Here is an 18,572-nt window from a genome sequence, read left to right as displayed (position 1 = left end):
CGGTACTCTCCGTAAGAGCAGATAATAGATCTATGCAACGAGCCTATCATACCAAGTTAAAACTGAACAACAAACAGAAGACTTTAATGGCGACCCACGCCGGATATTCTAGGTGGGTTTGGAACTGGGCGTTAGCGATGTGGAATGAAGCTTACAAACAGGGTTTAAAACCTTCAACGAATAAGCTAAAAAAGTTCTACACCAATCACATTAAACCTCAATACTCCTGGCAGTCAACGCTAAGTTCTAGAGTTTATCAATTTGCTTTCATGCACTTGGGAGAAGCATTTAGCCGATTCTTTCAAGGCATTGCCAAACATCCTAAGTTCAAGAAAAAAGGAATAAATGATAGCTTTACTCTCGATAATTGTGGCAAGGTAATGAGGTTTGCGGGTACAAGGCTAAAGCTCCCCTTCATTGGATGGGTATTCACTTATGAACCCCTACCTGAAATCAACACAAAGCGAGTCACAATTAGTCGAGTAGCTGATTCTTGGTATATTTCAGTAGCTTATGAATTTGAGCCTGAACCTACCATTAAATCAAGAGTTGCTCTGGGTGTTGATGTTGGGGTTAAGGTCTTAGCGACCTGTTCAGACGGTACGGTTTTTGCAAACCCCAGAGCATACAAAAAGGCTAAGAACAAATTAGCGCGACTTCAAAGAGAACTCTCGAGAAAACAAAAGGGCTCAAATAACAGGAATAAAGCTAGACTGAAACTGGCAAAAGCACATCAAAGAGTGGCTAACATCCGAAAAGTGTCAATTCATAAATTGACCTCATGGCTATGCAAAAACCACGCAGTCATCGGGTTAGAAGACTTGAATGTTTCTGGGATGTTAAAGAATCATAAGTTAGCGGGTGCTATTGCTGATTCTGCTCTTTATGAAATTCGCCGCCAAGTTGAGTATAAATCTGAGTGGTACGGCTCAGTAGTAGTTTTTGCTGACAGATTTTATCCGTCAACTAAGACCTGTTCAAGTTGCGGTCACGTTCAAAAAATAGCACTGAAAGAACGAGTTTTCATCTGTGAAGCTTGCGACATATCAATTGATCGCGATTTGAATGCGAGCCTCAACTTAAAGTATTACGCCGAAGGCTATTCGGTTTGAGCCTGTCTGACCGGGTGCTGCCGACAGTCCGGGGTGAGGCACCGAACGAAACATTAATACGGTTTATACCGTGTTATATCAGTTTTCGATAGCAGAACATACCGCCTCTAAACGGTTCACTGACTCTGCCTTCCCTGGTTTTCTTCTCAGGGACTTATTCCCTTGTCAACTCTTAAAATTTTTAAAAAAGAGAATTAAAATTTTATGTTGAGATCTTGCATTTTACTATTAACGCTTTTCCTGCCAACTTTTCACAGTGGGATTGCTGATGCTGCCACGTCTGAGAAAATATTATCTCAACTTCAGGCGCAAGCAAAAGTTTATGCCGGAGAATCTGATGATGATACCGAGCAATTGCTGAAACAATTAAATGCGACACCCGAACAAAAGCAGAGAATGCAAGAAATTCGCGCTCAGTATCAAGATAAAATCTCTCAACGCCGACAACAACTGCGTCTTGCCCAAGAACAATTACAAGCCCTACTCTCTAGTAACGCCAGCCCCAGCCAAATTCGTCAAAAATATGATGAATTGCTCCAGCTCAAACAGGAAATGAGCAAGTTGCAGTTTGAGATCATTCTGCAAATTCGAGAAGTTCTGACTCCCGAACAGCGCCGTCAGTTTGCCGAGATCATGGAACAACGACGGCGAAACCGTCCCCGCTAGCACGGGAACTGCCATTTCCTCTGTTTCAAGCTCAATAGAGCTTTTTAGGGGGCTACCCATCAGCTTATCAAAAATTTATGAAGTTTTATTAAAAAATGAGAGATTTTCTGATACGATCTTAAGTCAAGTTTAAGTTTAATACCGATTTATTCATGACTATTTTAATCGTGGGTGCTACTGGCACTCTAGGGAGACAGGTGGCTCGTCGTGCTATCGATGAGGGCTATCAAGTTCGTTGCTTGGCCAGGAGTTACAGTCGAGCTGCTTTTCTTAAAGAATGGGGCGCTGAACTGGTACCCGGAGATCTCTGCAAACCCGAAACCCTCAAAGCCGCTCTCGAAGGAGTCACGGCTGTCATTGATGCTGCCACCGCCCGACCCACTGATTCTCTTAGCATCAAAGATGTAGACTGGTACGGTAAACTTTCACTGATTCAAGCGACCCAAGCCGCAGGGATTGAGCGCTATATCTTTGTCTCCTTCTTGGATGCCGAAAAATACAGACAAGTGCCGCTATTAGATATCAAATACTGCACCGAGTTATTTTTAGCAGAGTCGGGCTTAAAATACACGATTTTGAAACCTTGTGGCTTTTTACAGGGAATCATTGGTCAGTATGCCATCCCCATTTTAGAAGGACAATCTGCCTGGGTTCCGGGCATCAGTTCTCCGATCGCCTATATGGATACCCAAGATATCGCTAAATTTGTCGTTCGCGCCCTCTCCGTAGCGGAAACCGAGAACAAAAGCTTCCCCGTTGTCGGTTCTCGCGCCTGGACAGCCGATGAAATTATCCGCCTCTGTGAACGACTCTCCGGCAAAGAAGCCAAGGTGACTCGCACCCCCACCAATATGTTAAGGTTGGTACGCAGTATCACCCGTTGGTTTCAGTGGACGTTGAACATCTCTGATCGGTTGGCTTTTGCAGAAGTAGCCGCCACAGGTCAACCCCTGAAAGCTTCGATGGAAGAAACCTACAGCGTTTTTGGTTTTGATCCGGCAGAAATGACTTCTTTAGAAGCCTATCTACAAGATTACTACGGCCGAATTATCAAGAAGATCAAAGAAGTCGAATACGAGCGCGAAAAACAGAAAAAACGCAAACAAAAAAGAACTCCATTCAAAAAAACATAATTGCTCAACCCATGCCAGTTGTCGTCTTGATCATTGCTCATGTCTGGCTGGGGTTAGATGTTGATCAAGGCGAACTGAAACTATGATAGAATTCAATCTATCCAAATTCCGTAAAGCACCTGTTCAAAAGCTGATTTAAAGCTTTCTGTTGAATTGCATTTTTTAAACCTGAGTTAAGTTATTCGCGTGCCCAAAGCTGGGATTATTTATAACGATGCCAAATCAGCGGCTTGTCGCATCGCTGACGAGTTGAAAGACAAGCTGACTTCCTGTGGCTGGCAAGTTCACACTGCAACTGGAGTGGGAGGCTTGCTCGGCTATTCTGAGCTTAACCGTCCCCTCTGTCATAAGCCCGTCGATCAGTTAGTGCCTCCCGGTTTCGATGAGGATATGGCGTTTGTGATTGTTTTGGGTGGAGATGGCACTGTGTTATCGGCCTCTCGCCAAATTGCTCCTAAAGGAATTCCGATGCTGACGGTCAATACAGGTCACATGGGATTTTTAACCGAAACTTATATTAATCAGTTACCGACTGTTCTTGAGCAAGTGATGGCCGGAGATTATACCGTTGAACAACGGGCCATGCTCTGTGTCGAGGTTTATCAAGAAGATCAGTTACTTTGGGAAGCATTGTGTTTAAACGAGATGGTCTTGCATCGTGAACCCATGACCTGTATGTGCCATTTCGAGGTGGAAATTGGCGGACACGCGCCTGTTGATATTGCCGCAGATGGGGTGATCATTTCTACCCCAACTGGTTCTACAGCCTATTCTCTCTCGGCTGGCGGCGCCGTTGTCACACCGGATGTCGGAGTCTTGCAACTCCTGCCCATTTGTCCCCACTCTCTGGCCTCAAGAGCCTTAATTTATGCCGAAAAAGAACCTGTCAACATTTATGCAGCCAGTCCTAATCGTTTGGTGATGGTGGTTGATGGGAACGGCGGATGTTATGTCTTACCGGATTATCGCGTTAGAGTGACGCGCTCGGTTCATTCTGCTCACTTTATTCGCCTAAAATTACCGGAATTTTTCCAGGTTTTGCGAGAAAAATTGGGTTGGGGACTGCCCCATATTGCCAAACCTACGTCTGTTGAGTTGCCCTGAAGGAAAACTAAATCTCTGATTGTTCAATTAACCCGTCTAACGTGCTAAAACGGGTAATATTCCGATGGGGGATTTGTCAATGAGTATAGTTGCCACCGAGCATCATCCTTCAATTTTAGTGGTTGAATCCGACGAACTTTTAGCCCAACACGTTAGCCTAGATTTGGAAGAATCGGGCTATTATCCGATTGTGGTTCCGAATGTGACCCTGGGCCTGCATCGAGCCACAGAGACTCAACCCGCTTTGATTGTCGTGGATCGAATGTTGGGCGGAGAGTCGGGGTTAACGCTGTGTCGTCATCTGAGAAATCAGGGAAACCGCACGCCGATGCTAGTATTTATGGCAAGAGATAATGTAGAAGATCGTGTCGCTTGTTTAGAATCAGGAGCGGATGATTATTTCCTCAAACCCTATCGCACCGAATCGTTTTTGCAACTGGTGCGTCTGTATTTGCAACCGATTGATCACAATAGCGATCAACTACGCTTTGGTGAATTAGTCTTAGATGTAGCGACTCGATGCGCCTTTCGCAATGGTCGGGCGATTGAGTTGACCATGAAAGAATTTGATCTATTACGATATTTAATGGAACATCCCCGAGAAGTTTTAACTCGTGAACAAATTTTAGAAAATGTTTGGGGGTATGATTTTCTCGGGGAATCGAATGTGATTGAAGTTTATATTCGTTATCTCCGTCTCAAAATCGAAGAAGAAGGGGAAAAACGTCTGATTCAAACCGTTAGAGGCGTGGGTTATGTTTTGCGAGAGTCCTAACTCTTTGGGAACAAATCAGGGGAAATAAACAACAAGATTGCTAACTCTGTATTTGCCTGATCTGTGATTAGGTTTCTCAACAATTTCCTATGAGCAAATTTTTAGCACTGTCTCTACTCCCCATCGGACTTTTTGTTGTTTTAAACAGCACTATCTTTTCTCAGCAGCCAACGACGCTTTCATCCCCACCTACCGAAAATTTAGGTCAAATGCTACCTGTTACCGCCCAAACCACTCTCGGAGGTGAGGTGATTCAACTCGAAGTCGCCCGCACTCCCCAACAACAGCAAATGGGACTGATGTACCGCACTTCCTTACCCGACAACCGAGGAATGCTGTTTTCTTTTTCCCCGCCTCGGGTTGTCGGTTTCTGGATGAAAAATTGTAAAATTTCTCTAGATATGATTTTCATCCGTAATGGAATTATTCAAGGGATTCAGGTGAGTGCGCCTCCTTGTACGGCTGAACCCTGCCCGACCTATGGCCCTAATGTTCCGGTAGATCAGGTGATTGAATTAAGAGGCGGACGAACCCAAGAGTTGGGGGTGAAACCCGGCGATCGGGTTGAGATTGAGTCTTTGAACTCTGGGAACCCCTAAATCCCGAAAAAATTTTTTTCACAGAATCTTTACAAAAATTAAGGAAATTTGATAAAAACTTAATGATAGAGCCTACAAATTTGCAGAGAAATCTGCTAGGCTATCATTTCTAGCGTCTAAAATTTATCCGGCTTCATCTGAGCTGTAGGCTCCTATTGATTAAGGTGTGAGAGACGAGTGAAAGCTTGGGCGCACGACAGGCATCCAAGCCAGTTAGCCGAAACAAAGCGAAATCTTTGTTCGCTTCAGTTTGCGAGTTGGAATGAAGTCGAGATCGACTGAACATTCATGACTGGATGGAGCTAGTCATTAAGTTCTGTCCAAGGACGGATTTAATCGGTTTAAAAACCAGTTGTAGTAGTTAGTAGCGAAATTTAATCAAGATTAAGCCTATAACTACGGAGAGAAGTAACTTAGTAGACGATTTATGGTACAAAACGGTACTATCTGTAAGATCAGATAATAGATCTATGCAACGAGCCTTTCAAACCCAACTCAAACTTAACAACCGTCAAAGAACCTTAATGGCGACCCACGCGGGATATTCTAGGTGGGTTTGGAATTGGGCCTTAGCGATGTGGAACGAGGCTTATAAAGAAGGACTAAAACCTTCTGCGAATAAGCTAAAAAAGTTCTACACCAATCACATTAAGCCAAACTATCCCTGGCAGTCAACGCTAAGTTCTAGAGTTTATCAATTTGCCTTTATGCACTTGGGAGAAGCTTTTAGTCGCTTTTTTCAAGGCACTGCCCAACATCCTAAGTTCAAGAAAAAAGGTAAAAATGATAGCTTTACTTTAGATAATTGCGGTAAGGTAATGAAGTTGTCAGGAAGGAGGTTAAAACTTCCTTTTATTGGATGGGTTAACACTTATGAACCCCTACCTGAAATCAACACAAAGCGAGTCACAATTAGTCGAGTAGCTGATTGTTGGTATATCTCTGTAGGCTATGAGTTTGAGCCAGAACAGACTGTTAAATCAAGAGTTTATCTGGGTGTTGATGTTGGGGTTAAGGCATTGGCGACCTGTTCAGATGGTACTGTTTTCGTCAATCCAGCAGCCCACAAAAAAGCTCAAAAAAATCTGGCCAAACTTCAGCGCGAACTCTCGAGAAAACAGAAGGGTTCTAACAACAGGAATAAAGCTAGACTGAGACTTGCAAAAACACATCAAAGAGTGGCTAACATTCGCAAAGATACAATTCACAAACTCACCTCATGGCTATGCAAAAACCACGCAGTCATCGGGTTAGAAGACTTGAATGTTTCTGGGATGTTAAAGAATCATAAGTTAGCAGGTGCTATTGCTGATTCTGCTTTTTCTGAAATTCGCCGCCAAGTTGAGTATAAGTCTGAGTGGTATGGTTCAAGAGTAGTTTTTGCTGACAGATTTTATCCGTCAACTAAAACCTGTTCAAGTTGCGGTCACATTCAAGAAATGCCACTGAAAGAACGAGTTTTTAACTGTAATAATTGCGGTGTAAGCGTTGACCGTGATTTGAATGCGAGTCTGAATTTATTACATTATGCCGAGGGCTTCTTGGTGAAATGCCTGTCTGACCGGGTGCTGCTGACAGTCCGGGGTGATGCAGGAACGAAACATTAATACGGTTTATACCGTGTTATATCAGTTTTCGATAGCAGCATTAGCTCTAATCTTTATACTGCCTGAGTTGCAGTAAAAGCCATCTGTGAGGAGTGCAAGAGTGAAAAATAGTTCGGAATTCGATCCTCAGTGAATGTAGATCGAAAAACAATCCGAATGTTCAACTCAATAAGGTCTAATTTTTTAGATCTCAAGTGACGGGTAGACAGAAAACAAACTGGCTGAGTGCTGTTTTCTAAACAACTATCTACGTCACATAATGGTGTCTGTAAAAGGGGAGGTGAATACTCAAATGACACCCAACACCTACTCTCGATTTGTGCGATTTTTGCAAGAAGAGTTATCGGTTTCTCCCGCTTCGATCGCGATGGCGGAGAAAGCTCAAGACACGTCTAACGATAAACAAAGATACCGCGATCCTAATCCACTGTCAATGACACTGTTGCAGTATGGACTGGTAACTTTGGAACAACTTGATAAAATCTTTGATTGGTTAGAAACAGCTTATTGATGAAGTCAGTGGTCTTTTTCTGAGGTGTGCTATTAGAACGAGACCCATAAAGTCTAATACAAACACTCAAAAATTGTCGATAATCTTCGACCACTGACTGTCAATTTTCGGCTTAAGATTCAGCTAAAACTCGAGCTGCTGCCGCTACTCCCGATCCAGGAGTAAAGCCTTCATAACCTAATTCTCGCAATGCAACTTCGATCGAAGAAACCGCAGTCAGAATATCGCGATCGCTGACAAATCCTAAGTGACCAATGCGGAAAATTTTACCCTTGAGATGATCTTGTCCGCCTGCGAGAATAATATCAAACTTCTTCTTGACTACAGAACGCACTTGTTCAGCGTCTAGAGATTCAGGAGGACTAACCGCCGTGATCGCTGGACTTGCGGCTTCATCTGGGGCAAGTAAGGGCAAATTCAACGCTTTCATCGCCGCTCGACTGGCTGCCATTAAGCGGTGATGACGAGCAAAAATCGATTCTAAACCTTCAGCTTTCATCATGTTCAATGTTACCTGCAAGGCAAAGAACAAGTTGACTGGAGGGGTAAACGGGGTCGTATTTTTCGCGGCATTTTTGCGGTAAGCCCCCAAATCTAAATAGTAACGAGGCAAATCCGACGTTTTATAAGCTTCCCAAGCCTTCGGACTCACCGCCACAAAAGCTAACCCGGGCGGAATCATGTAGGCTTTTTGAGAACCACTGGCGACGACATCAATCCCCCATTCATCGATGGGAATATTAACCGCCCCTAAGCTGGTAACCGCATCAACAATCATCAACGCTTCCCCGTGAGCCTTAACATAACGGTTAATCGTTTCGAGATCGTTGAGGACTCCGGTTGAGGTTTCGCTGTGGGTGAGAATCACCGCCCGGATGTCTTTTTCGGTATCGGCTTCTAACTGTTCGCGGAACTTCTCTGGATCAAGGGGTTTACCCCATTCGGCGGAAATCACATCAACTTGCAACCCGTAGGCTTGAGCAACTTCAGCCCAACGTTCGCCAAATTTACCATTACTTCCACATAAAACGCGATCGCCGCGACTCAAGAAGTTAATGATTCCGGCTTCCATCGCCCCGGTACCACTAGCCGTCAAGATCAGCAGATCATTTTGAGTTTGATGTAACCACTTAAGGTTTTCCGTCACCTCTGCCATGATCTTGCTAAATTCCCCGCTACGGTGTCCGATGGGGTGTTTAGCGAGGGCGAGAAGGGCTTGTTCAGGAACGGGAGTCGGCCCCGGAATCATCAGCATTAATTTGTCATCCATCGCTTCAATCCTGTGTTTATGTCTATGAATTGATTATCAGGGAATTAGCCCAGATTCGACTCTGGGTTAATCTCATTTAAAGACCAACGTGACTCAACGGGCAAATTCGCGTGTAGACAGCTTTGCTCTAATTGCTTTTGGAGGGCGAGCGCTTTGCGAAGGGTAATGATGAGCTGGTTGACCTGTTCATACTGGCGAGAATTGCGGTAAAGTGCAACTCGGGTTCTGCGTTCTAGCAGTTGTAGCAGAAGCTCGTAATGAACGTAAGAGGGTAAAGGAATCGGTTCCATGTGGGCAGATTAGAAGCTGATAAAGTGGAACCTCAAAGCTAACATCTGACCAGCTTATTATACTACCAAATGGCGATCGCATTTGACTAGCCATGACCGATCAATTGCTTTAAGGCCTCTCCCGGATCGGGTTGCTTAACCAACGACTCCCCGATCAAAACCCCATTCGCCCCGGCATTTTTTACGAAGTTGAGGTCATCAGGAGTATACAAACCCGACTCACTCACCACTAAAATTCCCTGGGATTGAATTTGTTCTTGTTTGGCTTCTAACAGTTGGCGAGTTGTGTCTAGATCAACTGAAAAGTCCTGTAAATTGCGATTATTAATCCCAATCAAATTCACACCATCTAAACTCAAAACCCGTTCGAGTTCATCAAGGGTATGAACTTCAATTAAGGGAGTCATCCCCAAAGACTTGACAATTTTGAGAAAATATTGTAAATCTTGGTTAGATAATATCGCCGCAATTAATAAAACCGCATCTGCCCCATAAATTCGAGCCAGATAAATTTGATAAGGATAAATCACAAACTCCTTACACAACAACGGAATATTAACCGCAGCCCGAATTTTTCCTAAGTTCTCAAAACTCCCTTGAAAGAACTTTTCATCCGTTAACACCGAAATACAACTCGCACCATTTTCTTGATAAGCTTGAGCAATATTCACCGGATCAAAATCTTCCCGAATGATCCCTTTACTCGGAGACGCTTTTTTCACCTCTGCAATAATAGCAGGTTGAGTTGGACTGGTTTTTAACGCCGCGAGAAAATCCTTGGTTTGGGGTAAACCTTCAAGCTGACGTCGCAACTCCAATAACGGTAAACCTTCCCGTCTTCTATCAACTTCTCTCTCTTTTTCCCAGACAATTTCTTCGAGAATATTTTGCGGTTGATCATCCGGTACTGCAATTTTATAACATAAACTAGCAACCGCAACAGACGGGTTAGGAGGACGACGACGAATTTGCATTGTTAGGAATTAGTGATTTACCATTGTTTATCTAGGTAGATTGAGAAGATTGATTTATTCTCAACCCACCCGATATTTTACAGCCTAATGGTAACTTTGAGTTAAATTAAATTAACTGGCATTATGAATGTAGAATTAACAAATGATGAAAAAGAAGAACTGAAGGATGTCAAATGTTAAACATATTTTGACTTTCCCAAATTAACTTACAATTCATCATTCATCATTCATCATTCATAATTTCCGTTAACAGTCTTATGGGGTATAAATCCCCTCCGTCTGATTCTGACTCCTGACTCCTGACTCCTGTCTCCTGACTCCTTCTTCAATGCGTTGCACTTAAAGCCCGTTTGTAGGCTTCATCTAACACCTCAGAAAGCGTCGGATGAGTATGCACAGAAAACGCTAAGGTTTGCACCGACTCACGGCTACTAATAGCGTTTGCTGCTTCTTGAATTAAATCCGCAGCGTGGAACCCAAAAATATGAACCCCCAAAATTTCACCTGTATCTTTGCGGTAAATAACTTTAGCCATTCCTTCGGTTTCTCCCTCAGCAATAGCCTTTGAATTACCTTTAAAATAGGTTTTCACCGAAGCAATTTCAAAGCCTTCTTGTTCACCCAATTCCTTCGCAGCAGGTTCAGTTAAACCCACATAACTAATCTCAGGATGGGTAAACGCTGCTGCTGGAATACTCCGATAATCGACTTGGCGATGACGACCACAAATCGTTTCTACCACCGCAATTCCCTGAGCAGATGCCGTATGGGCTAACATCATTTTACCCGTTACATCACCAATTGCCCATAAATTTGCGATCGCCTCACCGCCAGAAGTTACGGCTAAATCATCATTAACCGGAATAAAACCGCGTCGATCTGTTTCCACTCCAACTGATTCTAACCCCAAGTTTTTACTATAGGGAATTCGCCCCGTTGCCACCAAACAAGCATCAACTTCTAACACTTCTTCAACTTCTTTGGTTTTTGCATCGGCTAATTCAATCACCACTGGAGAACCGGGCGTTACTTTGATCGCCAATTTACCCACCCGCGTTTCAATATCTCGCGGTGCAATTAACACCCGTTGGGCTAATTTAGCAATATCTGGATCAAAGGTTGGCATCAATTGATCCAACGCTTCAATCATCGTAATTTCACAGCCTAAAGCCGTATAAACATCAGAAAATTCTAAACCGATGTAACCACTTCCAATAATCGCAACCCACTGAGGTAATGATTCTAATTTCAGCGCATCATCACTCGTAAAAACGGTTTGATGATCAATTTCAATACCAGGGGGAACAAACGGAATAGAACCCGGCGCCAAAATAATATCTTTCGCCGTAATTGTTTTGTCACCTTTCGGCGTTTCTACTGTGACCTTTTGCGGGGCGACTATTTTTCCCCAACCTTGAATAACATCAATTCCCAAGCGTTTCAGGCTATTCGTCATATCGCCGCGAATTTTCGTGACAATATTTTCCGCATGACCCGCAATGGTTTCTCGGTCAAAACTCACCTGTCCGAGTTGAATTCCCAGCGTTTGTAGATGATGAGTATTGCGTAACTCTCGCACCCGTCCTGCCGCAGCTAACAAGGCTTTTGATGGGATACAGCCTCGGTTAACGCAGGTTCCGCCCATTTCTGCAACTTCTACAATAGCAGTTTTCAAGCCACAGCTAACGGCGTGGAGGGCGGCACCGTGTCCACCCACCCCTGCGCCAATTATCACTAAATCGTAGTCAAAATCACTCACTCTACCTCTCCTGGTGCGATCCTCTTTGTTTATTGTGAACCACAAAGGGGACACTAGACAAGATTTAGTTCGTCTGAGGTTGAAATTCTACCCAATTCTGTAGGCGCTGATGGCATAAGCCCCAAACCCATTGTAATTAAAGTTGTGATTAAAAAAGCTTGTAGTTGCAATGCACGTACTCCCAACCTCAGGCTGAAGCAACAATGACGAACTGAGTAATAATAATTGTACAGTAATTAGTCAAGGTAAGGGAAGTCAATCCATGATCCAAATCTTACAACAACCGATTACCTTTGATGAGTTTATCGAGTGGCTACCATCCGTTTCTGAATCGCGCTATGAATTACATCGTGGGGTTATTATTGAGATGCCAAAACCGAGGGGGAAACATTCAAAAGTGTCTGGCAATTTAGCTTACGATCTCGGTACTGCCATTCGTCAGGCGAACTTACCCTATTTTATCCCAAAAGAGTGCATTGTCCGTTCTATTGATGGTAATTCTGGATATGAACCGGATATAATTATTCTCGATGAACCTGCACTGATAGATGAACCCGACTGGGAAAGTGGCTCTATAATTACTTTAGGTCAATCGATTAAAATTATTGTAGAAGTTGTTTCTAGCAATTGGCGGGATGATTACTGGATGAAGCTGGGAGAATACGAAGCTTTGGGTATCCCGGAATACTGGATTGTTGACTATGCTGCATTGGGTGGTCGGCGCTTTATTGGTAATCCCAAACAACCGACGATTACAATCTGTCAATTGGTTGATGGGGAATACGAATTACAGCAATTTAAACTTGGCGATCGCTTATTTTCACCGACTTTCCCCAATCTCATGTTAACAGTTGAACAAATTTTTAGAAGCTAGTCAAGTGCGATCGCGTCGATCAATCAAAGCCACCAAAACACCCGTATCAACAATGACTTGCTGGAGCATTACTGACCGTAACCCCGCATATAGTCTGGATTCGTTGAGAGATCTCCAGGGCCTTCCCCCGCTCCAATCGAAGCCTGGGCTACCTCAAAAAATGATTGGGAAACAATTTCAGGTTCCGCAGTTTTGAGTTTCTGACGTTTGGCTTGTAGAAACTGTACAAAATCCAAAACCTGTTGCTGATCTTCGGGTGGTAATGCTTCTACAGTTTGTAAAATTTTCTCACTCAAATGAGACATGGTTATCGGCTCTAGAAGGAAGGATACCTATTTTATGATAAACGACTGCGATCGCCTTAACTAAACCGATCTAATTTCGGTGAAAATCGACTTTCACGATTAAGGGGGGAATTTATTCATCTGGACGACCAGGCCCAACTATAGATTCACCTTGTTTTTCTTTGGCTGCAAGTTCTTGGTTTAGTGTTAATAATCTTTCTAAAATATCATCATTTTCATTAAAACCGTAGGCTTGCATGACCAACTTACTCAGTTGAGCATGAAGTTGGTAAAGTTGGCTACTGGGTTCGTTAAAAAAAGCGTTATAAAGTTTTGTGATTCCCCATTGTTTCTTTTGCATTTGTTCACTGCGATATTCATGCAGTTCTGTTGCTGTAACTCGAATTTGTTGAACTAACTTAGTATCGGGATTTTGGGGAAAGGGAAAGGTTTCAAAACAACTATTGTGAGTGTATCGAGTATCACCCTTGAGTGTTGAACTTTGAGCGTTCACCCAAACTCGATGAACTGATGATAAAAGTACACCCAAAATATAAAAATCATCTGAGGCTACTATAATGTTTAAATCACCTGGAAGCCAATTTAATGAAGCTGGAATAAAGATAGCCCATTTTGAGACTCTGGGAACTGCAAAATACCCAGACAATGAAGCGAGAGCTTTCCTCATAGCAGGTCTTTTTTCACCATATTTCCACCAATTTAATCGGGTCACTTCTCGACGATTTTTATCTCGTTCTGGCTTAACATTAGCCTTGACCCATTCAAAAGGAAGCTTGTATTCAATTGCATCCTCCAAACTCATATCATTAAAATCAATAATCCAGCGCTCCGGTTTTCCCAGGGGATTTTTAGCGAGATTACTTCCCATCGAAAACAGCTTGATCACCTCTTGATTTTTTGAATCCGATTTTATCCACTGTTCGGCTTGTTGTTCAGTAATGATAAACCCTTTACCCACAGGAATAACACCTTGAAAACATTGATTGAGATTAGCCTTTAAACGTACAGCTTGAGAAACATCGATAACAGATTGTAGGGATGAATTAATCTGTTGAACGAGATGATTATCGAGATGATAATGTTTGGGTTGCTGCTTACACCAATTCACCAAACTAACATGAACTTTTGCTTCACCAGACCAAGGTTGAGTAGAAATCGCTTCGTAAATATATCCGCCATTTTGGGTAATGTATTCTAACGCAGCTTTGCGACTTTTTCCTTGACTAATCGAGTTTGTTCCAACCAATCCCGCCCTACCTGTTTCACTAATATGATCGTGAGCTAACCGAAACCAATACACACAAAAATCTACCGAGTCTTTCACATCTGAAAACTTGTTAAAAACCCGATCAATATATTCATCACTTAGCGTCATTCTCAGGTGTTTTCCCCCTAGAAACGGAGGATTTCCAATTACAGCATCCGCCTTCACCCACTGACCAAATAAAGCATCTTGACAGACAATATTTTGATCTAATGTATCCAAAGGTAAAGCAGGTTCATTGGTGAGTTCATATTTATCAATCGCAATTTTTCGAGCAATCATCATTGTAACTCTAGCCAACTGCACAGCAAAGGGATTTGTATCCATTCCAAAAAATTGCATCGGAGTCACAAAACTGATCGCCGCTACACTCGATTCTGAACGTTTTCGTGCGGCGATTTTATCCATTAATAGCCTTTCAATCCGTTTTAATTCTTGATAAGCCACATACAAAAAATTTCCCGAACCGCAAGCGGGGTCAAGTACCCGATATCCTTGCAATTCCATCTGCAAAGTATTTAATTCTCCGATAGTATTCGCCGCATTAATTCGGTCTTCCCAATAATCGCTAATGGTCGGTCGAACGATTTGACGAATATCAACTTCACTGGTAAAATGAATCCCGTGAGCGTGGCGTTTTACGGGGTCAATCGCACCTTCAAAAATATTACCAAAAATAGAAGGTCTAATATTACTCCAATTATCACGAGCGCAAGCATCCAACAAGCCGAGTTCTTCTGAAGTTAAATCAATTGCTTGCACAGTAGAAAACAACCCGCCATTAAAATAATCAACTCCTTTATACCGTCCTGCGGGTGTAACTCCGGGTCGATTCATCTCTTGAAACAAACCGCCCCAAATATCGTAGGAACTTCCTTTTTTATCTTTGCAATCTTGAACCAAACTGACGAATAAATCACGGGGAAGTAAACCCCGATCTTCTGAAAACATCGCCATCACACATTGCAATAGAAATCGCTGAAGTTGTTCTTCGTTAAAGTCTCTAAATTCCGTTTTCTTTGCTCTTTCATAGATCAGTTGATACAATTCCCCCATTCTTCTAGCGGTGCGTTCAGTAACAGCAACTTGGTTATTTTTAAAGACGGGAGACTGACCGCCAATTTCCATGAAACTAAACGCTCCCATGCGTTGGGGAAGCTGTTCTAGGAGGACTTGATCGACGGGTTCATCGACTTGGTTTTCAAAGTCAAAAATCCAAAATTCATCAAAGTTACAAAGAATTGCATATCGGGGTCTGTTGGGAGCAATTCGCATCCAATACCGTTCGAGTTGAGCGTAGTGTTTGCTGAGGTTTTCTCCCTTTGATTTCATCTCAATTAAAACACCAGAAACACCCGCACGCGATCGCCAAACCAAATCAGCAAATCCGGTTTTTCCCTTTGCACTTCCTTTCGTTAAACGGTCTTCAAATTCTGCACCGACTTCTTTCGTTCCTTGGTGTCCAAACGCCTGAAAAAACTTGGTCAGAAAAATTTGAGCCTCACTTTTTTCATCGCCTCTGAGGTGTTGCTGACAATAATTAACAAAAGACTGAAGGCTTTCGGGCGTTGCTGGCATTGAATTGACTCCGGTAATTCACCAAACTGTCATCAATTATTCTAATAATTTTTGTTTATTTTTATAATTGCTATTGGCTGATTGTCGTAATTTATTCGGCAGTTTAATAACGCTTTCCTTTTTAATTATACCAAGAAAGGGCTTCCACTTAATACAAATATTTGTATCGATTACGCAACCCAGGCAGTTTAATTCAATGATTGAACAGATAGCGATCGCTGAAGTTAAAATAATGTAATAATTATGGTAAAAATCTATCGCCTACAAATCAGATTTTTAACACATCCTATGACTCTCAAAGAACAACTCATCCAAGCTATCGAAGATTTACCGAGCGATCGCCTTGCCGAAGTCCTCACGTTTGTCAAATCTGTCTCCAAGCAACCTTCTACCACATCTGCTCAATCTTTTCTCACTCACCTCAAAACAATTGGCACTTGGTCAGGAGACGACCTCCCAGAATGTTTAGAAGCGATCAAAAACTCACAAGGAGAAGTACAATTTGACTACAGCCTCAATCCATTCGATTAATGTTTCTCCTTGACACTAACCATTGTAGCTACGCGATTCTAGGCAATACCCAAGTTTTAGAGTACCTTGCTAGTCTTGGTGATCAACCCATCGCAACCTGCACAATTGTTAAAGGTGAATTAATTGACATGGCGGCGCGATCGCAGCAACGGGAGGCTAATCTTGCCCTAATTCAACGCTTTTTGTTGGGACTCTATATTTACCCAATTGATGAAACGACAGCCGAAATTTACGGCAAACTCAAAGCCGCAGTCTTTGATCGCTACGCCCCAAAAGACAAAAGCCAACGCCGTAGAACCAACATCACTCAATTGGGGATTGGCGAAAATGATCTGTGGATCGCTGCCGTTGCAGTTCAGCATCAACTTACCCTAGTGACAGCAGATCAAGACTTTCAGAGAATTCAAGCCGTTCAACCCTTCAATTTGGAATCTTGGGTTTGAACATCATTGGAGGAAAGGAATTGAAAATCTCATATTTGTTTGCTCTCTTACCCGTGATTTTTTATTGAACTCCACACAAAAATGCGATCGCCCCACCAAATATATAGAGCGATCGCTATCTGTAATTTTAACGTTTAATTATCGTCGCCACATATCAAATTGATCTTCTGAACACCCATTGATATAACGATTATCCACCCACCCGGAAAACGGAGTTAACTTTTCATTAGGCGGAAATCCATTAACCAACGCGACAATTTTAACCCAATTTCCTTGACGAGAAACAGCCCGAACGACATCACCCCGTTTCAGTTGTTTTACGACTGGACTTTTTAAGTCCGGGTTTTTACGAATATTAACTTTACTATTCACTTGGTTTGTCACAATAAACGAACAAACCGGAGTAGAACCGTTAACTGCAACAGTAAAATGATCGGCGGTGAAGGTTTCAGCCAAAGCAGGAGTGACTAAGAATGTACTAGCGATCGCAGCGAATGTTAGTGGTTTTAAAATAGATGTAATGGGTAATTTCATGGTGACGGTTCCTGGTGAAATCAATTGAACTGATTCTGTTTTCACCTAAACTATCTGTTTATTGAGAGGTTTATAGACAAAAATTAAATTGTCTACACTCTAAACCCCTATCACCTCCTAAGTTCTGAATCTTTGAGACAATCAGAATAGGACAGTTAAACTTCTGTCTATTTTTAGAGATTTACTAAAATGGCGATCGCACACCGCTATCCTAGCAATAAATAACCCACTCTCTTTAAAAGACTTGGTTTTTGATTATTAACACTTTATTGTTGAGCTTGGTTCAGTAAAAGTAGCAGTAACATGATCAACAGAAATCCATCCAAAGTCAAGTTAACTTCAATTTAAAACTTGCATCTCAAGATAGACTCTGTAACGTTTTTGAATTGATACCTTATAGAGAAATGAATTTGTTTTGAAAAAAGGAGAAAAGCTAATGTCTACTGAAGATCGTGGATTTGCTTCAATGGATAAAGATAAGCAACGGGAAATTGCTAGTAAAGGCGGTAAAGCAGCCCATGAAAAAGGAACTGCTCACGAATTTACCTCAGAAGAAGCTCGTGAAGCAGGTAAGAAAGGCGGCGAAACAACCAGCCAAGACCGTGAATTCATGTCGGAAATCGGTAAAAAAGGAGGCGAAAACAGCCATTAATTAATTAAGTAATTTTCGATTTCACTTAGTCAAAGATTAACGGATTGTTTTTCTGAACTCTACAAGGGAGTTTAGCAGGGATGTACAGTAAAAGCTTTAAATAAAACTGTACTATCCCTCAACTAAAACTCCCTTTAACACTTTACATTCGTGTGAGTACAGAAACCTTACTAATCTTCTCAGCATCTAAACCTTTCAGTTCATCAAGATGCAACCATCCCTCTTTTACTAACTGAGCAAAGGTAAAAATCAACAGAGAATCTCTGTGATCATACTTACCATCAATATCATGTCTTCTGCCACTTAAAAAATCGTGGAGAAGCCAAATCTCATCAAGCTGTGTAATCTCACTTGCTTGTTCTCGAACCACTTTGATTAAAGCCGTAATTTCTCGCTGATAAGCTTTTTCAAACGCCTCCCGAGCAATTTCTTTCTCGGCTGTAGACCACTGAATGTCACTCACGGGTATCATCAAACCTAAAATATGTATAATCATCCATATTAACCGATGACACGGTTTACCTCCAAATAAAAGAGCGCCCTTTGTACTCAGACGCTCATCCCAAATTAAACAGTATTTTTGCCTAATTT

The 18,572-nt window shown here is 42.3% G+C and carries 20 protein-coding genes; 12 read left to right on the top strand and 8 right to left on the bottom strand.

Translation table 11 applies throughout. The annotated features are described in order from the left end of the window. Nucleotides 1–32: 32 nt before the first annotated feature. The 8 genes from WN50_RS04565 (at nucleotide 33) to WN50_RS04530 (ending at nucleotide 7,507) form a co-directional block, all read left to right on the top strand. Nucleotides 33–1,112, top strand: coding sequence for an RNA-guided endonuclease InsQ/TnpB family protein (locus tag WN50_RS04565; protein WP_049558067.1), 1,080 nt, complete (start codon nucleotides 33–35; stop codon nucleotides 1,110–1,112). A 204-nt stretch (nucleotides 1,113–1,316) separates the two neighbouring features. Continuing rightward, nucleotides 1,317–1,778: a Spy/CpxP family protein refolding chaperone gene (locus WN50_RS04560; protein ID WP_053221431.1), complete on the top strand. Its 462-nt coding sequence runs from the start codon at nucleotides 1,317–1,319 to the stop codon at nucleotides 1,776–1,778. Between the two features lie 152 nt (nucleotides 1,779–1,930). After that, nucleotides 1,931–2,911, top strand: coding sequence for an NmrA family NAD(P)-binding protein (locus WN50_RS04555; RefSeq protein ID WP_046282241.1), 981 nt, complete (start codon nucleotides 1,931–1,933; stop codon nucleotides 2,909–2,911). A 186-nt stretch (nucleotides 2,912–3,097) separates the two neighbouring features. Then, the gene (locus tag WN50_RS04550; protein WP_046282240.1) at nucleotides 3,098–4,015 is read left to right on the top strand and encodes an NAD(+) kinase; all 918 of its coding nucleotides are present in this window, start codon (nucleotides 3,098–3,100) and stop codon (nucleotides 4,013–4,015) included. A gap of 79 nt (nucleotides 4,016–4,094) precedes the next feature. Beyond that, nucleotides 4,095–4,790, top strand: a complete 696-nt coding sequence (gene nblR, locus WN50_RS04545) for a response regulator transcription factor NblR (RefSeq protein ID WP_046282242.1) — start codon at nucleotides 4,095–4,097, stop codon at nucleotides 4,788–4,790. An 89-nt stretch (nucleotides 4,791–4,879) separates the two neighbouring features. Beyond that, entirely contained in the window at nucleotides 4,880–5,389 is a 510-nt protein-coding gene (locus tag WN50_RS04540; RefSeq protein ID WP_046282239.1) for a DUF192 domain-containing protein, read from the top strand. 470 nt (nucleotides 5,390–5,859) lie between these two features. After that, on the top strand, nucleotides 5,860–6,996 hold the full coding sequence (locus WN50_RS04535) for an RNA-guided endonuclease InsQ/TnpB family protein (protein ID WP_049558064.1): 1,137 nt from the start codon (nucleotides 5,860–5,862) through the stop codon (nucleotides 6,994–6,996). Nucleotides 6,997–7,288: 292 nt separating this feature from the next. After that, a complete protein-coding gene (locus tag WN50_RS04530) occupies nucleotides 7,289–7,507 on the top strand; it encodes a DUF2949 domain-containing protein (RefSeq protein ID WP_046281886.1) in 219 nt (72 codons plus the stop codon). A 112-nt stretch (nucleotides 7,508–7,619) separates the two neighbouring features. Here the strand turns inward: WN50_RS04530 and WN50_RS04525 are convergent, their stop codons facing one another. The 4 genes from WN50_RS04525 to lpdA form a co-directional block, all read right to left on the bottom strand. Next, a complete protein-coding gene (locus WN50_RS04525; RefSeq protein ID WP_046281869.1) occupies nucleotides 7,620–8,777 on the bottom strand; it encodes a pyridoxal-phosphate-dependent aminotransferase family protein in 1,158 nt (385 codons plus the stop codon). A 44-nt stretch (nucleotides 8,778–8,821) separates the two neighbouring features. Then, nucleotides 8,822–9,067, bottom strand: a complete 246-nt coding sequence (locus tag WN50_RS04520) for a DUF5340 domain-containing protein (protein ID WP_046281870.1) — start codon at nucleotides 9,065–9,067, stop codon at nucleotides 8,822–8,824. A gap of 86 nt (nucleotides 9,068–9,153) precedes the next feature. Further along, a complete protein-coding gene (trpC, locus tag WN50_RS04515) occupies nucleotides 9,154–10,041 on the bottom strand; it encodes an indole-3-glycerol phosphate synthase TrpC (protein ID WP_046281871.1) in 888 nt (295 codons plus the stop codon). A gap of 325 nt (nucleotides 10,042–10,366) precedes the next feature. Beyond that, complete coding sequence (gene lpdA, locus WN50_RS04510; RefSeq protein WP_046281872.1) at nucleotides 10,367–11,800, bottom strand: dihydrolipoyl dehydrogenase; 1,434 nt, start codon at nucleotides 11,798–11,800, stop codon at nucleotides 10,367–10,369. 262 nt (nucleotides 11,801–12,062) lie between these two features. On the opposite strand from lpdA, the gene WN50_RS04505 reads away from it, so the two are divergent. Continuing rightward, complete coding sequence (locus WN50_RS04505) at nucleotides 12,063–12,674, top strand: Uma2 family endonuclease (RefSeq protein WP_046281873.1); 612 nt, start codon at nucleotides 12,063–12,065, stop codon at nucleotides 12,672–12,674. A 68-nt stretch (nucleotides 12,675–12,742) separates the two neighbouring features. Here the strand turns inward: WN50_RS04505 and WN50_RS04500 are convergent, their stop codons facing one another. Next, entirely contained in the window at nucleotides 12,743–12,979 is a 237-nt protein-coding gene (locus WN50_RS04500) for a DUF2281 domain-containing protein (RefSeq protein WP_046281874.1), read from the bottom strand. Between the two features lie 112 nt (nucleotides 12,980–13,091). Further along, nucleotides 13,092–15,821 carry a DNA methyltransferase gene (locus tag WN50_RS04495; RefSeq protein WP_046281875.1) on the bottom strand — a complete coding sequence of 910 codons (2,730 nt, stop codon included), beginning with the start codon at nucleotides 15,819–15,821 and terminating at the stop codon, nucleotides 13,092–13,094. A 288-nt stretch (nucleotides 15,822–16,109) separates the two neighbouring features. On the opposite strand from WN50_RS04495, the gene WN50_RS04490 reads away from it, so the two are divergent. Both WN50_RS04490 and WN50_RS04485 read left to right on the top strand, forming a co-directional pair. Then, nucleotides 16,110–16,352: a hypothetical protein gene (locus WN50_RS04490; protein ID WP_046281876.1), complete on the top strand. Its 243-nt coding sequence runs from the start codon at nucleotides 16,110–16,112 to the stop codon at nucleotides 16,350–16,352. Beyond that, nucleotides 16,352–16,795, top strand: a complete 444-nt coding sequence (locus tag WN50_RS04485; RefSeq protein WP_046281877.1) for a type II toxin-antitoxin system VapC family toxin — start codon at nucleotides 16,352–16,354, stop codon at nucleotides 16,793–16,795. The genes WN50_RS04490 and WN50_RS04485 overlap by 1 nt, the downstream gene beginning before the upstream one ends. Before the next feature lie 138 nt (nucleotides 16,796–16,933). Here the strand turns inward: WN50_RS04485 and WN50_RS31305 are convergent, their stop codons facing one another. After that, complete coding sequence (locus tag WN50_RS31305) at nucleotides 16,934–17,329, bottom strand: SH3 domain-containing protein (protein WP_046281887.1); 396 nt, start codon at nucleotides 17,327–17,329, stop codon at nucleotides 16,934–16,936. 436 nt (nucleotides 17,330–17,765) lie between these two features. Here WN50_RS31305 and WN50_RS04475 point away from each other — a divergent pair, with 436 nt between their 5' ends. Then, the gene (locus tag WN50_RS04475; RefSeq protein ID WP_046281878.1) at nucleotides 17,766–17,981 is read left to right on the top strand and encodes a KGG domain-containing protein; all 216 of its coding nucleotides are present in this window, start codon (nucleotides 17,766–17,768) and stop codon (nucleotides 17,979–17,981) included. Nucleotides 17,982–18,123: 142 nt separating this feature from the next. Here the strand turns inward: WN50_RS04475 and WN50_RS04470 are convergent, their stop codons facing one another. Next, entirely contained in the window at nucleotides 18,124–18,477 is a 354-nt protein-coding gene (locus tag WN50_RS04470) for a hypothetical protein (RefSeq protein ID WP_235440830.1), read from the bottom strand. Nucleotides 18,478–18,572: the final 95 nt, after the last annotated feature.

This window comes from Limnoraphis robusta CS-951 (assembly GCF_000972705.2).
The sequence above is the reverse complement of the archived record's forward strand: the minus strand, read 5'-3'. Positions and strand labels throughout refer to the sequence as shown.